Source organism: Streptomyces sp. NPDC014733, from assembly GCF_043083385.1.
GTDB lineage: Bacteria > Actinomycetota > Actinomycetes > Streptomycetales > Streptomycetaceae > Streptomyces.
This window is the reverse complement of record NZ_JBIBYO010000005.1, coordinates 427,305-442,187: the sequence shown is the minus strand read 5'-3', so window position 1 is coordinate 442,187 and position 14,883 is coordinate 427,305. Positions and strand designations below refer to the sequence as shown.

Here is a 14,883-nt window from a genome sequence, read left to right as displayed (position 1 = left end):
ATCACCCCGGAGCCGCCGGAAGAAAGCCCGCGCAGTGCCGTGGGCGAGTAGAACCGGCAGCGCGACCCCAATGAGGGGGCGGTGGCAGGCCCACCGCCAAGGAGGGTGGTACCGCGGGAGCAGCGCTCTCGTCCCTCCGGACGGAGAACGCAGCAGGTGTCCGCCGGAGGAACCCGATGAGTGAGCAGCCGCAGTACCGCCAGGTGCCCGCGCAGGTCGACCTACCCGCCCTTGAGCACGCCGTGCTCGACTTCTGGCAGGAACAGAAGGTCTTCGCCCGCACCCTCCAGCAGTCCGAGGGCCGGCCCGAATGGGTCTTCTACGAGGGCCCGCCGACCGCCAACGGCATGCCCGGCGCCCACCACATCGAGGCCCGCGTCTTCAAGGACGTCTTCCCCCGCTTCCGCACGATGCAGGGCTACCACGTCGACCGCAAGGCCGGCTGGGACTGCCACGGCCTCCCCGTCGAGCTGGCGGTCGAGAAGGAGCTGGGCTTCAACGGCAAGAAGGACATCGAGGCGTACGGCATCGCCGAGTTCAACGCCAGGTGCCGTGAGTCGGTGACCCGGCACACCGACGCCTTCGCCGAGCTGACGACCCGCATGGGGTACTGGACCGACCTCGACGCCCCGTACCGCACCATGGACCCCGACTACATCGAGTCGGTGTGGTGGTCGCTGAAGGAGATCTTCTCCAAGGGCCTGCTGGTCGAGGACCACCGCGTCGCCCCCTGGTGCCCCCGCTGCGGCACCGGCCTGTCCGACCACGAGCTGGCACAGGGCTACGAAACGGTCGTCGACCCGTCCGTCTACGTCCGGCTGCCGCTGACCTCCGGCCCCCTCGCCGGTGAGGCGGCCCTCCTCATCTGGACGACCACGCCCTGGACGCTGGTCTCCAACACCGCGGTCGCCGCCCACCCGGACGTCACCTACGTCGTCGCCACCGACGGCCGGGAGAAGCTGGTCGTCGCCGAGCCGCTGCTGGAGAAGGCGCTCGGCGAGGGCTGGACCGCCACCGGCCGGTCGTTCACCGGCCGCGAGATGGAGCGCTGGGCCTACCGCCGCCCGTTCGACCTCGTCGAGCTGGAGGGCGCCAACTTTGTCGTCAACGCCGAGTACGTCACCACCGAGGACGGCACCGGCCTCGTCCACCAGGCCCCGGCCTTCGGTGAGGACGACCTCAAGGTCTGCAAGAGCTACGGCCTGCCGGTGGTGAACCCGGTCCGCCCCGACGGCACCTTCGCCGAGGAGCTGCCGCTCGTCGGCGGCGAGTTCTTCAAGAAGGCCGACGAGGCGCTCGTCGCCGACCTCGACGCCCGCGGCCTGCTCTTCCGTCACCTCGCCTACGAGCACAGCTACCCGCACTGCTGGCGCTGCCACACCGCGCTGCTCTACTACGCGCAGCCGTCCTGGTACATCCGCACCACCGCCGTCAAGGACGCCCTGCTCCGCGAGAACGAGAACACCAACTGGTTCCCGGACTCCGTCAAGCACGGCCGGTTCGGCGACTGGCTGCAGAACAACATCGACTGGGCGCTGAGCCGCAACCGCTACTGGGGCACCCCGCTGCCCATCTGGCGCTGCGAGGAGGGCCACCTCACCTGCGTCGGCTCGCTCGCCGAGCTGACCGAGCTGACCGGCACCGACCAGTCGGGCCTGGACCCGCACCGCCCGTTCATCGACGCCGTCACCTTCGGCTGCACCCACGAGGGCTGCACGCTGACCGCCACCCGCGTCCCCGAGGTCATCGACGCCTGGTACGACTCGGGCTCGATGCCGTTCGCGCAGTGGGGCTACCCGTACCGCAACAAGGAGCTCTTCGAGAAGCGGTACCCGGCGCAGTTCATCTCCGAGGCCATCGACCAGACCCGCGGCTGGTTCTACACGCTGATGGCCGTCGGCACCCTCGTCTTCGACAAGTCGTCGTACGAGAACGTCGTCTGCCTGGGCCACATCCTCGCCGAGGACGGCCGGAAGATGTCCAAGCACCTGGGCAACATCCTCCAGCCGATCCCGCTGATGGACCAGCACGGCGCCGACGCGGTCCGCTGGTTCATGGCGGCCGGCGGCTCGCCCTGGTCCGCCCGCCGGGTGGGCCACACCACCATCCAGGAAGTCGTCCGCAAGACCCTGCTGACGTACTGGAACACCGTCGCCTTCCAGGCGCTCTACGCCCGCACCTCGAACTGGGCGCCGTCCGCAGCCGACCCGGCGCCGGCCGAGCGCCCGCTGCTCGACCGCTGGCTGCTCGGCGAGCTGAACACCCTCGTCGAGGGCGTCACCGAGGCGCTGGAGGCGTACGACACCCAGCGCGCCGGCAAGCTGCTGTCGTCCTTCGTCGACGACCTCTCCAACTGGTACGTGCGCCGCTCGCGCCGCCGCTTCTGGCAGGGCGACCCGGCCGCGCTGCGCACCCTGCACGAGGTGGTCGAGACGGTGACCCGGCTGATGGCGCCGCTGACGCCGTTCATCACCGAGCGGGTCTGGCAGGACCTCGTCGTCCCGGTCACCCCGCAGGCGCCGGACTCCGTGCACCTGGCGTCGTGGCCACTGGCCGACCCGGGGCTGATCGACCCGGAGCTGTCCACGCAGATGCAGCTGGTGCGCCGGCTGGTCGAGCTGGGCCGGGCCACCCGCGCCGAGTCCGGGGTGAAGACGCGTCAGCCGCTGTCCCGCGCACTGGTCGCGGCGCACGGCTTCGCCGGTCTCTCCGAGGACCTGCGCGCACAGATCGCCGATGAGCTGAACGTCACCTCGCTCGCCGCCCTCTCCGACATGGGCGGTTCGCTGGTCGACACCTCCGCCAAGGCCAACTTCCGGGCGCTGGGCAAGCGGTTCGGCAAGGGCGTCCAGGCGGTCGCCAAGGCGGTCGCCGCCGCCGACGCCGCGGCGCTCTCGCTGGCGCTGCGCGACGGTGAGGCCACGGTCGAGGTGGACGGCGAGACCGTCACCCTCACCCCGGACGAGGTCATCATCACCGAGACCCCGCGCGAGGGCTGGTCGGTGGCGTCCGACGCCGGTGCGACCGTCGCGCTGGACCTGGAGATCACCCCGGAGCTGCGCCGCGCCGGGCTGGCCCGTGACGCGATCCGCCTCATCCAGGAGGCGCGCAAGAACAGCGGTCTGGACGTCTCCGACCGGATCGCCCTGCGCTGGGAGACCGCCGACGCGGAGCTGCGCACGGCCCTGGCCGAGCACGCCACCCTGATCGCCGACGAGGTGCTGGCCACCGCCTTCACCGCCGAGCAGGAAGCGGCCGACGACGCCGCCACCTACGGCGAGCTGTTCACGGACGAGCCCCTGGGCCTCGCCTTCCGCCTCCGCAAGGCGTAACCTCCGGCGGCCCCGCCCGCCGTACCTCCCCGGGCCCCCGGCACACCGCGCGTGTGCCGGGGGCCCGCTGCTCTTCCCCGTACGGCGGAGCGGGCGCGCCCGGTGCGATTTCCCGCCCGGCGGGCCCGGGACCGGTGCGATTTCCCGCCCGGCGTCGCCGCGCCACCCCGGGCCACCGCCCCCCGAAAGAGCGCCGCACGAACGAGGGACGGCAGACGCCCACCGGCTGACGACGCCTCGGCTGAGCCGGATTCAGGGGGCCTCCGGGAAAAGGCGGAACGGGCCCGGGGCCTTTGCGCCCTTTCCGAGGCCACGGGCGCCCGAGGCCGGGCCCTCCCCGTCCGGGCCCGCGCCCGCGCCCGCAAAAGGGCCGGGCCCCGGGGGAACATCTCCCTCGGGGCCCGGCCCTGATTGCCGAACGTGTATGACGCGGTGCGCCGGTCTACGTCAGTTGTCGTCCTCGTCGATGAGGAAGCCACGCATCGGCGACGGGGCCTGCCCCATCGGCTGCGGGCTCTGCGGCCGGACCGGAGCCATCGGCTGCGTCATCGCGGGCGCCATCTGCTGCTGACCGCCGTACGACGGGCCGCCGCCGGAGCTGCCGTTGTGGCTGCCCATCGACTGGCCGCCACCCATGGTGTGGTTGCCACCGCCCATGGAGCCCGCACCGGCCGACGCCATCGAGGGCGACGGCGGCAGCGACGCGGCCGCCGGGGTCCGCGGCGGGGCCAGCGAGTCGTCGGCCTGGTTCTCCAGCTGACGCAGCTGGCTCTCCAGGTAGGACTTCAGGCGGGTGCGGTACTCGCGCTCGAAGCCGCGCAGGTCCTCGACCTTGCGCTCCAGCGTGGCGCGGGCGGACTCCAGGGAGCCCATCGCGACGCGGTGCTTCTCCTGCGCGTCCCGCTCCAGCGCGTCGGCCTTGGCGCGGGCGTCCCGCTCCAGGCCCTCGGCGCGCGAACGCGCCTCGCCGACAATCTTGTTGGCCTCGGAACGGGCCTCCGCGATCGCCTGGTCGGCGGTCTGCTGCGCCAGCGACAGCACGCGCGCCGCGCTGTCACCGCCGGGACCGCCCTGCTGCTGCCCGCCCTGGGGCAGCTGCTGCGGACCGCCGGGGCCGCCCATGGGGCCGCCACCCATCGGGCCGCCGGGGCCCATCGGGCCGGGGCCGTGCGGGCCGGCCTGCGGGCCGTGTCCACCGGGACCTGCGGGCAGCTGAGGTGCACCACCGGGAAGCTGGGGAGGGCCACCCATCCCCGGCTGCTGCGGCGGCACCGGCTGCGGACCCGATATGGCGGCGGGCACCGGTGCCCCTCCGCGCTGCTGCTGCTCCTGCTGCTGGTCGGGTCCCTTCCGGAGACCCTGCTGCTGGTTCTGGGCGGCGGCTCGCGTGGCGGCGGCCAGCTTCGCGCGCAGATCCTCGTTCTCCCGCAGCAGACGGGTCAGTTCGGCTTCCACCTCGTCGAGGAAGGCATCGACCTCGTCCTCGTCATAGCCTTCTCGGAGGCGGACGGTTGTGAACTGCTTGTTCCGCACGTCCTCGGGGGTCAACGGCATCTCTACTTCACCTCAACGTAGTCGTCGGCAATCGGCAAGACCGTATCGTTCACACCAACAACACCGACCTCACGACGGTGATCAGGATGTATACGATGATCATCAATACGAAGAAGGACAGGTCAAGCGCCACGCCCCCGAGACGCAGCGGCGGGATGACCCGCCGCAGAAGCTTGAGTGGCGGATCGGTGATGGTGTAAGCGGCCTCAAGAATGACGACCATTGCCTTGCCTGGCTGCCATGAACGGGCGAACTGGAACACGTAGTCCATCACCAGCCGGAAGATCAACACGATCAGGAAGCAGTACAGCGCGATGTAGATCACCTGCCCAAAGACATTCATCTTCGCGCGTCCCTCTCCCCTGATCCCTCGTGTCGGCCTCGCGGCCTCGGTGTGCCCGGTGTTGCGTCTCAGCTCTGGTTGAAGAACCCACCCTCTGCGATACGGGCCTTGTCCTCCGCCGTGACATCGACGTTAGCAGGCGACAACAGGAACACCTTCTGCGTCACGCGCTCGATGCTGCCGTGCAGACCGAAGACTAGCCCGGCGGCAAAGTCGACAAGTCGCTTCGCGTCGGTGTCGTCCATCTCCGTGAGATTCATGATCACCGGAGTGCCCTCACGGAAGTGTTCCCCGATGGTACGGGCTTCGTTGTAGGTCCGGGGGTGCAGTGTGGTGATGCGGTAAGGCTCCCGCTCGGACACAACTTTGGGCATGATCACCGGTGCGTTCTTCTCCAGATTCGGACGGTCGGGTGTGATGGATGCCACGGGGGCGATTCGGGCGGGTCGTCCGCTTTCCGCGGGCAGCGGAGTGGGCTCACGCTGCGCCGGCGGCTGAACGGACCTGACCGGCTCCTCCCGCTCCGGGCGTGTCTCCGGCTGCACTTGCTGCTGCTGCCGCCGTCCGCGGTCGGGCTCCGGGTCGAGCTCGGGCTCGAACTCGTCATCGGGGTCGAACCCCCGGCCGTCGTACCCATCGTCCTCCACGAGGCCGAGGTAGACCGCCATCTTGCGCATCGCGCCGGCCATTCTCTGCGTCCTCCGCTCTGTGGTGGATCGGCTCCGTCACCGGGCGCCCTGGATCCACTGGGCCTGTCCCTTTTTTTACGGGAATGACCATATTTTGTGCTGTGGTCCGACTTGCTTGGCGACGTTACCCGAGGCGTGGACGGACTCCGAGTACCGCAGTGCCGACGCGCACATGTGTCGCTCCGGCCGCCACGGCGTCCTCCAAGTCCGCACTCATGCCTGCCGACACCATGGTGGCAGCAGGATAAGCGGCGCGCAGGTCGGTTGAGATTTCCATGAGCCGCTCGAACGCGGCCCGTTGGCGCCCGGCGTACGGCCCCGCCAGCGGTGCGACCGTCATCACACCGTCCAGGCGCAGCCCTTGGGCACCGTCGATCGCGGCGGCGAGCGCCGCGACGCCGTCCGGCGCCACCCCGCCGCGGTCGCCCCGCTCCCCCGCCTCGGCGTCCAGCGCCACCTGGATCAGGCACCCCATCTCCCGCTCCGCGCGCACCGCTTCCCTGGAGAGCGCGGTGACCAGACGGGCGCGGTCGACGGACTGGACGAGTCCGGCGTACCCGGCGACCGATCGGACCTTGTTGGTCTGCAATTGACCAACAAAATGCCAAGTCAGGGGCAGATCGGCACATTCGGCGGCTTTGGGTGCCGCGTCCTGATCGCGGTTCTCCGCCACCTGACGCACGCCCAGCTCGGCGAGGAGCCGCACATCGCTCGCCGGGTAGGTCTTGGTGACCACGATCAGCGTGACCTCGTCACGCCGGCGCCCGGCGGCGTCGCAGGCGGCGGCGATGCGCTCCTCGACCCGCGCCAGATTGGCGGCCAGTTCCGTCTTGCGGTCCGTCACAACGCGCCGTCCAGCCATACGTAGCTCGCGAGCCGCCCGGTGGTGCGGTCGCGCCGATAGGAGAAGTGGTCCGCCGATTCCATGGTGCAGATGTGGGAATCTTCACGGACCGGTACGCCGGCGGTGGCGAGTTGGGCCGCGACCCCCGCGGTGACGTCCACCGCCGGGGTGCCCCACGAGGTGGTCGCCCAGGCCTCGGGGACCACGGCCGCGACCTCGTCCCGCATCGCGGCGGGCACTTCGTAGCAGCGACCGCACACCGACGGTCCGGTGTGGGCGACGATCCGGTCGGGCCGAGCGCCCAGTCCGGTCATGGCGCGGACCGTTTCGGGCACCACACCGGCCACCATCCCGGGCCGTCCCGCGTGTGCGGCGCCCACGACCCCGGCGACCGGGTCGGCGAGGAGTACGGGGGTGCAGTCCGCGGTGAGCACCGCGAGGGCCAGGCCCCGACGGGTGGTCACCACCGCGTCGACGCAGGGAATGCCGCCGTCGCGCCACGGCCCGTCGACCACCGCGACGTCCTTGCCGTGCACCTGGTTCATCCAGACCACGGAGTCCGGCGCGAGGCCCAGTTCCCGGGCCGCGCGGGCGCGGTTCTCGTGGACGGCGGCCGGGTCGTCGCCGACCGCGCCGCCGAGGTTGAGCTGATCGTACGGAGCGGCGCTCACCCCGCCCCACCTGTCGGTGAAGGCGAAGTGCGCGCCGCTCGCGTACCGCTGTTGCCCTATCACTGCTGTGCTTCGGCTACTTCAGGAAGTCGGGGACGTCCAGCTCCTCGGCCGCGGTGTCCGAGTACGGACGGGCCGGGGGCACCTGCGGGGTGGCGGGCTGGGACGACAGGACGTCGCTGAACGAGGAGGTCTCGGCCGGAGCCGGCTCCTCGTCCCGCACCGGCACCGCGCCCAGGCCGCCGAAGGACGACGACCGCGGCTCGGGCGGGGTGACCGGACGGCTGGGGGCCGGGGCCGGCTCCTCGCGCTTGGTCGAGGAGGAGCCGATGACCGTGTCGCGGCGGGCCGGCGGCTGACCGCCGTCGAAGCCCGCGGCGATGACGGTGACCCGCACCTCGTCGCCGAGCGCGTCGTCGATGACCGCGCCGAAGATGATGTTCGCCTCGGGGTGAGCCGCCTCGCTGACCAGCTGCGCGGCCTCGTTGATCTCGAAGAGACCGAGGTCCGAGCCGCCGGAGATGGAGAGCAGCACGCCGCGGGCGCCGTCGATGGACGCCTCCAGGAGCGGCGAGGAGATCGCCATCTCCGCGGCGGCCACCGCGCGGTCGTCGCCACGCGCCGAGCCGATGCCCATGAGCGCCGAACCGGCCTCCGACATCACGGACTTGACGTCGGCGAAGTCGAGGTTGATCAGGCCGGGCGTGGTGATCAGGTCGGTGATGCCCTGGACACCGGAGAGCAGCACCTGGTCGGCCGACTTGAACGCATCCAGCACGCTCACCTGGCGGTCCGAGATGGACAGCAGGCGGTCGTTGGGGATGACGATGAGGGTGTCGACCTCTTCACGGAGGCTGGCGATGCCGTCCTCGGCCTGGTTGGCCCGCCGGCGGCCCTCGAAGGTGAACGGCCGGGTGACCACACCGATCGTCAGGGCGCCCAGCGAACGGGCGATGTTGGCGACGACCGGGGCGCCGCCGGTGCCGGTGCCGCCGCCCTCGCCCGCGGTCACGAAGACCATGTCGGCCCCCTTGAGGACCTCCTCGATCTCCTCGCGGTGGTCCTCGGCCGCCTTGCGGCCGACGTCCGGGTTGGCGCCGGCGCCGAGTCCGCGGGTCATTTCGCGGCCGACGTCGAGCTTGACGTCGGCGTCGCTCATCAGCAACGCCTGCGCATCGGTGTTGATCGCGATGAACTCGACGCCCTTGAGCCCGACCTCGATCATCCGGTTGATGGCGTTCACGCCACCGCCGCCGATGCCGACGACCTTGATGACTGCGAGGTAGTTCTGCGGTGCTGCCACGTCGAAGGCCTCTCGCCTCGAGTTACGTGTCGCCGCCTCACATTCCTTGTGGACGCCGACTGATGCCGATGGGACGGTCCGTATTGCCGACCCGAACCCTAACGTTGAAGTTTAGGGTTACTTGTATCCGTGTTCCTTGGAAGCAAAGTCCCTTTGGAACGAGACACTAAGTCGACAAGTGGCGCACGTTCAACGAACACGCCGAACCTCCCGTTTTTCTTTTCACCCTATGTGATCACCCGCGGTGATAGCCATCCAGGGGGCTGGCCTGCGGCGACGGCCGTCAACTCCCGGACACCGCAGGTGCACTGGGAACGGATACGTCGAAGTGGTGTGCGTCACGCGCGGCCTTGAGGAGAGCGGTCAGCACCGCGGCCTTCCGACGGCCGTGTTCGCCACTCCCCCACACCACCGTGCGCTTCCCCGTGAGTTCGAGCGTGATCGCATCGTACGACGTCACGCGCACGGTTTTGACCTGGTTGTGAAGGGTTTTGGGAAGATCTGACGCGACCTCGACCGCGGCCCGGCGCAGCCGGGCGGGACCGAAACGGTCCAGGCTGGGGGCGCCGTCCGCCACCAGCTGAAGTGCGGGAACGCCTTTGGGAGGCGTGGGCACGGTCGCGAAACGGACACCTTCGGCGTCGACTTCGACGTACTTGCCGCCCTCCGGCATGACCAGTTCCGGCTCCCTCTCGGTCACCTTCAGGGCGATCGTGTGCGGCCAGGAACGGACCACGTCCACGGACTTGATGCGGGGCAGCCGGTGGCGCAGCCGGGCGGCGATCGCGTCGGTGCCGACCGACGCGAGGGGGGTGTGCAGCGGGACCTCGGCCGCCTCGACGACCTCGCGGGAGGTCAGCACCCGGGTGCCGGACGTCTTGACGCCCGACACCCGTAGCCAGTCCGAGCCGTAGAGGGCCCAGACGCCGAAGCCGCCGAGGACGGCCACCAGGATCAGAGTGATGATCAGACCGCGACGTCCGGGACGGCGGAAGGGGAGGCGTGGCCACAAGCGCCGCCCGGTGCGGGCCGGTTCGGCGGGGGCCCGGCCGGACGCCGGCGCCCCCTTGGTGCCGCTGCGGGCGGCGGTCGGTCCGGCCACGCTCCCCCTGCCTTTCGTCGTCTAGCTGTTCCGCTGGGCAATCGCCTCGTACACCATGCCGACGAGGAGTTCATCGGCGTCCCGGCGGCCGAACTCGGCGGCCGCACGGGACATCTCGAACAGCCGGTGCGGGTCGGCGAGGACCGGCAGGACCGTGGACTGCACCCACTCCGGGGTCAGCTGGGCGTCGTCGACGAGGAGTCCGCCGCCGGCGTTGACCACCGGCTGGGCGTTCAGCCGCTGTTCGCCGTTGCCGATCGGCAGCGGGACGTACGCGGCGGGGAGCCCGACGGCGGAGAGTTCGGCGACGGTCATCGCGCCCGCGCGGCAGAGCATCATGTCCGCCGCGGCGTAGGCGAGGTCCATCCGGTCCACGTACGGTACCGGGACATAGGGGGGCATGCCCGGCATGTTGTCGACCTGCGGCAGTTCGTTCTTCGGGCCGACCGCGTGCAGGACCTGGATACCGGAGCGCTGGAGCGCCGGCACCGCGGCCTGGATGACCTCGTTGAGGCGGCGCGCGCCCTGGGAGCCGCCGGAGACCAGCAGCGTCGGAAGGTTGGGGTCGAGCCCGAACGCCGCGCGCGCCTCGGGGCGGACGGCCGCCCGGTCGAGGGTGGCGATGGTCCGGCGCAGCGGGATGCCGACGTAGCGGGCGCCGCGCAGCTTGCTCTCCGGGGTGGAGACCGCGACGTACTTGGCGTACCGGGAGCCGATCTTGTTGGCCAGACCGGGGCGGGCGTTGGCCTCGTGGACGACGATCGGCACGCCCAGGCGCTTGGCGGCGAGGTAGCCGGGCAGCGCGACGTAACCGCCGAAGCCGACGACGCAGTCCGCCTTCGTCCGCTCCAGGATCTGCTCGGCCGCCTTGATGGTGCCGCGCAGCCGCCCGGGGACGGTGATGAGTTCGGGGGTGGGCTTACGGGGCAGCGGTACGGCCGGGATCAGTCCCAGTTCGTAGCCGCGCTCCGGGACGAGCCGGGTCTCCAGCCCGCGTTCCGTGCCGAGTGCCGTGATCCCCACGGTCGGGTCCTGCCTCCGCAGTGCGTCCGCGAGGGCGAGCGCGGGCTCGATGTGGCCGGCGGTCCCCCCACCGGCGAGTACGACATGCACCGAAATTCACCGCTCTCCGGACGGTCGCCTCGTGACGCGCCGTCTCATCGTCTTCCATCTCACCCCGGCCGGCTTCCTTCCGGAACCCGGCCGCCGCGTGGCCTGCGCGGCCAGTGCCGCCCGTGCCGCGGGCTCGTCACGCGCGAAGGCGATCAGCAGCCCGACGGCGAACATCGACGGCAGCAGGGCGGAGCCTCCGTAGGAGAACAGCGGGAGCGGGACGCCGGCGATCGGCAACAGGCCGAGCACCGCACCGATGTTGACCATGGTCTGGGCCATGATCCAGGTGGTCACACCTCCCGCGGCGTACCTCACGAAGGGGTCCTCCGTGCGTCCGGCCACGCGGATACCCGCATAGCCTAGAGCCGCGAACAGGGCGAGCACCGACAGCGTCCCCGCCAGTCCCAGTTCCTCCCCGGTGATGGCGAAGATGAAGTCGGTGTGCGGTTCAGGGAGTTCACCCCATTTTTCCATACTCGCGCCGAGCCCGGAACCGAAGAGTCCGCCGGAGGCCAGCGCGTAGATGCCGTGCACCGCCTGCCAGCACTGATCGCTGGGGCCCGGATCGGTCGCGCCGATGCAGGCGAGACGGGACATCCGGTTGGCGCTGGTCTTGATCAGCAGGGCGCCGATGACCGCCGCGGCGCCCAGCACACCGGCGAACAGCCGGGTCGGGGCGCCCGCCAGCCACAGCAGCCCGAAGAGGATCGCCGTGAGAATGATCGCGGTGCCCATGTCGCCGCCGAGCATGATCAGCCCGAGCAGCAGGAAGGCGACCGGGATCAGCGGCACCAGCAGATGCTTCCACTGCGCCAGCAGCTTCTTCTCCTGCTTACGGGCGAGCAGATCGGCGCCCCACAGGACGAGCGCCAGCTTCCCGAACTCGCTCGGCTGCATCTGGAAGGCGCCGCCGAGGTTGATCCAGTTCTGGTTGCCGTTGACCGCGACCCCGATCCCCGGCACCTGCACCAGGCACATCGCGAACACCGAGACGGCCAGCAGCGGATAGGCGAACGCGCGGTGCAGCCGCACCGGCAGCCGGGCGGCGAGGTAGAGCAGCACCCCGCCGATGGCGGCGGCCATCAGCTGTTTGCGGAAGAAGAAGCTCGGTGCCAGCCCGGACTGGAGCGCCTTGATCTGCGAGGCCGAGTAGACCATCACCAGACCGAGGACGATGAGCAGCATGCTGCCGCCGAGGATCAGGTAGTACGCCGTCAGCGGACGGTCCCAGGCCCGCCGGAGACGGGCGTGGATCCGCCGCGGGGCGCCACCGGTCGGGCGGCCGCCGCGCGGCTTCCGCGGAGTCCGCGGCGCACTCACGGTGCGCCGCGGACGCGGTGGCGCCGCCTTCGCCGATCGGGCCGTCATCTCGTCCCCTCCACAGTGCGGGCCGCAGATCCTCGACGGGAGCGGGACGAGCGGCTACCGGCCAGATGCGCTCAGGTCGCGCACCGCGTCGGCGAAGGCGTCGCCGCGCTTGTTGTAGTTCGTGAACATGTCCATCGAGGCGCAGGCCGGGGCCAGGAGCACCGTGTCGCCGGGCTCGGCGAGGGCGGCCGCCTCGCGGACCGCCGCGGACATCGCCCCAGTGTCGGTCCGGTCGAGGTCGACCACCGGGACATCGGGGGCGTGTCGCGCCAGAGCTTCGCTGATCAGCGCACGGTCCGCACCGATCAGCACCGCTCCGCGCAGCCTTCCCGCGGCCCGGCGCACCAGTTCGTCGAAGGTGGCCCCCTTGGCGAGTCCCCCGGCGATCCAGACGATGGGTTCGTACGAGGCCAACGACGCCTCGGCCGCGTGGGTGTTGGTCGCCTTGGAATCGTCGATGTACGCCACACCGGCGACGTCCGCGACATGCTCGATGCGGTGGGCGTCCGGGTGGAACGCCCGCAGCCCCTCGCGGACCGCCGCGGGCCGCACGCCGTACGCCCGGGCCAGCGCCGCCGCAGCGAGGGCGTTGGCGATGTTGTGTGGCGCGGGCGGCGTCACATCGGCGACCTCGGCCAGCTCCTGGGCCTGCTTCTGGCGGTTCTCGACGAAGGCGCGGTCGACGAGGATGCCGTCGACGACGCCGAGCTGCGAGGGGCCCGGGGTGCCGAGGGTGAAGCCGATCGCCCGGCACCCCTCCTCGACATCGGCCTCGCGGACCAGGTCCTCGGTCGCCTTGTCGGCCACGTTGTAGACGCAGGCGACGGTGTTGCCCTCGTAGATCCGGCCCTTGTCGGCGGCGTACGCCGCCATGGAACCGTGCCAGTCGAGGTGGTCGGGGGCGAGGTTGAGGACCGCCCCGGAGTGGGCCCGTACGGACGGGGCCCAGTGCAGCTGGTAGCTGGAGAGCTCCACGGCGAGTACGTCGTAGCGCTCGGTGTCCTGGGCGAGGACCAGGTCGATGATCGGGGTGCCGATGTTGCCGGCGACCGTGGTGCGCAGCCCCTCGGCCTCCAGGATCGCGGCGAGCATCCGCACGGTGGTGGTCTTGCCGTTGGTGCCGGTGACCGCCAGCCAGTCGGCGGCGTCCGGGCCGCGCAGCCGCCAGGCGATCTCGACGTCGCCGACGACGTCCACGCCGGCCTCGGCGGCGGCGGTGAACAGCGGGCTGTCCGGCTTCCAGCCGGGCGAGGTGACGACGAGACCGGTGCCCGCGGGGAGGGTGGCGCCGTCGCCGAGGCGGACGGTCACCGAACCACCGGCGGCCTGACGGGCCGCCCACTCCGTCAGCTCCGCGGCGGCGGCCCGCTGCCGCTCGCCGTCGCCGCCGTCCACGACCGTGACCTGGGCGCCGCGGCCGGCCAGGGCGCGGGCGGCGCTGATGCCGCTCACGCCCAGACCGGCGACGGTGATGTGCGCGCCTGCGAATTCGGCGGTCACTTGGCGGCCTGCCAGCCGCCGTAGAAGAGGCCCAGGCCGACGATCACGCACATGCCCTGGATGATCCAGAAGCGGACCACGACAAGGACTTCGGACCACCCCTTGAGTTCGAAGTGGTGCTGGAGTGGCGCCATCCGGAACACCCGCTTGCCGGTCAGGCGGAACGATCCGACCTGGATGACCACGGACATCGTGATGAGGACGAAGAGACCGCCCAGGACCGCCAGCAGCAGCTCGGTGCGGGAGCAGATCGCGAGACCGGCGAGCGCGCCGCCGAGCGCCAGCGAACCGGTGTCACCCATGAAGATCTTGGCGGGCGAGGTGTTCCACCACAGGAAGCCGAAGCAGGCGCCCATCAGGGCGGAGGCGACCACCGCGAGGTCCAGCGGATCGCGCACCTCGTAGCAGCCGGGGCCCGCGGTGATCGCGTTGGCGCAGGACTCCTGGTGCTGCCAGATGCCGATGAAGGTGTACGCGCCGAAGACCATCACCGAGGCGCCGGTGGCCAGACCGTCGAGGCCGTCGGTGAGGTTCACGCCGTTGGACATCGCCAGGATCATGAACAGCGCCCAGATGACGAACAGCACCGGGCCGATCTGCCAGCCGAAGTCCTGGGTGAAGGAGAGCCGGTCGGAGGCCGGGGTCGCGCCGCGCAGGTCGGCGAATTGCAGCGAGAGCACCGCGAAGGCGATACCGACGATCAGCTGACCGGCCATCTTCGCCTTGGCCCGCAGACCCAGCGACCGCTGCTTGACGATCTTGATGTAGTCGTCGAGGAAGCCGACCAGGCCCATGCCCGCGAAGAGGAAGAGGACCAGCACACCGGAGAAGGTCGGGTCGCTGGAGGTGATCACCTTCGTCAGGGCGTACGCGATGATCGTGGCCAGGATGAAGGAGATACCGCCCATGGTGGGCGTGCCCTTCTTGCTGCCGTGGGTACGGGGGCCGTCATCGCGGATGAACTGCCCGTAGCCCTTCTTGGCCAGCAGCTTGATCAGCAGCGGGGTACCGATCAGGGTCAGGAAGAGCCCGATCATTCCGGAGAAGAGGATCTGCTTCATGGA

The 14,883-nt window shown here is 70.7% G+C and carries 12 protein-coding genes; 1 reads left to right on the top strand and 11 read right to left on the bottom strand.

Annotated elements, in window-relative coordinates:
• Window positions 1-176: 176 nt before the first annotated feature.
• Entirely contained in the window at window positions 177-3,332 is a 3,156-nt protein-coding gene (gene ileS, locus ACF1BH_RS15700) for an isoleucine--tRNA ligase (RefSeq protein ID WP_391643009.1), read from the top strand.
• A 447-nt stretch (window positions 3,333-3,779) separates the two neighbouring features.
• Here the strand turns inward: ileS and ACF1BH_RS15695 are convergent, their stop codons facing one another.
• The 11 genes from ACF1BH_RS15695 to mraY form a co-directional block, all read right to left on the bottom strand.
• Entirely contained in the window at window positions 3,780-4,886 is a 1,107-nt protein-coding gene (locus tag ACF1BH_RS15695) for a DivIVA domain-containing protein (protein ID WP_391643008.1), read from the bottom strand.
• A 49-nt stretch (window positions 4,887-4,935) separates the two neighbouring features.
• The gene (locus ACF1BH_RS15690) at window positions 4,936-5,229 is read right to left on the bottom strand and encodes a YggT family protein (RefSeq protein WP_030281716.1); all 294 of its coding nucleotides are present in this window, start codon (window positions 5,227-5,229) and stop codon (window positions 4,936-4,938) included.
• A 68-nt stretch (window positions 5,230-5,297) separates the two neighbouring features.
• On the bottom strand, window positions 5,298-5,918 hold the full coding sequence (locus tag ACF1BH_RS15685; protein ID WP_030281718.1) for a cell division protein SepF: 621 nt from the start codon (window positions 5,916-5,918) through the stop codon (window positions 5,298-5,300).
• A 124-nt stretch (window positions 5,919-6,042) separates the two neighbouring features.
• Window positions 6,043-6,762, bottom strand: coding sequence for a YggS family pyridoxal phosphate-dependent enzyme (locus ACF1BH_RS15680; protein ID WP_391643007.1), 720 nt, complete (start codon window positions 6,760-6,762; stop codon window positions 6,043-6,045).
• The gene (gene pgeF / locus ACF1BH_RS15675) at window positions 6,759-7,496 is read right to left on the bottom strand and encodes a peptidoglycan editing factor PgeF (protein WP_391643006.1); all 738 of its coding nucleotides are present in this window, start codon (window positions 7,494-7,496) and stop codon (window positions 6,759-6,761) included. Before pgeF ends, ACF1BH_RS15680 begins: the two co-directional genes overlap by 4 nt.
• A gap of 13 nt (window positions 7,497-7,509) precedes the next feature.
• Window positions 7,510-8,736 carry a cell division protein FtsZ gene (gene ftsZ, locus ACF1BH_RS15670; protein WP_391643005.1) on the bottom strand — a complete coding sequence of 409 codons (1,227 nt, stop codon included), beginning with the start codon at window positions 8,734-8,736 and terminating at the stop codon, window positions 7,510-7,512.
• A 283-nt stretch (window positions 8,737-9,019) separates the two neighbouring features.
• Window positions 9,020-9,838: a cell division protein FtsQ/DivIB gene (locus tag ACF1BH_RS15665; protein WP_391643004.1), complete on the bottom strand. Its 819-nt coding sequence runs from the start codon at window positions 9,836-9,838 to the stop codon at window positions 9,020-9,022.
• Between the two features lie 21 nt (window positions 9,839-9,859).
• Window positions 9,860-10,951 (bottom strand): undecaprenyldiphospho-muramoylpentapeptide beta-N-acetylglucosaminyltransferase, encoded by a 1,092-nt coding sequence (murG, locus tag ACF1BH_RS15660; protein ID WP_030281726.1) that lies wholly within the window; start codon window positions 10,949-10,951, stop codon window positions 9,860-9,862.
• Window positions 10,952-10,957: 6 nt separating this feature from the next.
• Window positions 10,958-12,319 (bottom strand): putative lipid II flippase FtsW, encoded by a 1,362-nt coding sequence (ftsW, locus tag ACF1BH_RS15655; protein ID WP_391643003.1) that lies wholly within the window; start codon window positions 12,317-12,319, stop codon window positions 10,958-10,960.
• A 54-nt stretch (window positions 12,320-12,373) separates the two neighbouring features.
• Complete coding sequence (murD, locus tag ACF1BH_RS15650; protein WP_391643002.1) at window positions 12,374-13,819, bottom strand: UDP-N-acetylmuramoyl-L-alanine--D-glutamate ligase; 1,446 nt, start codon at window positions 13,817-13,819, stop codon at window positions 12,374-12,376.
• Window positions 13,816-14,880, bottom strand: coding sequence for a phospho-N-acetylmuramoyl-pentapeptide-transferase (gene mraY / locus ACF1BH_RS15645; protein ID WP_030281734.1), 1,065 nt, complete (start codon window positions 14,878-14,880; stop codon window positions 13,816-13,818). The genes murD and mraY overlap by 4 nt, the downstream gene beginning before the upstream one ends.
• Window positions 14,881-14,883: the final 3 nt, after the last annotated feature.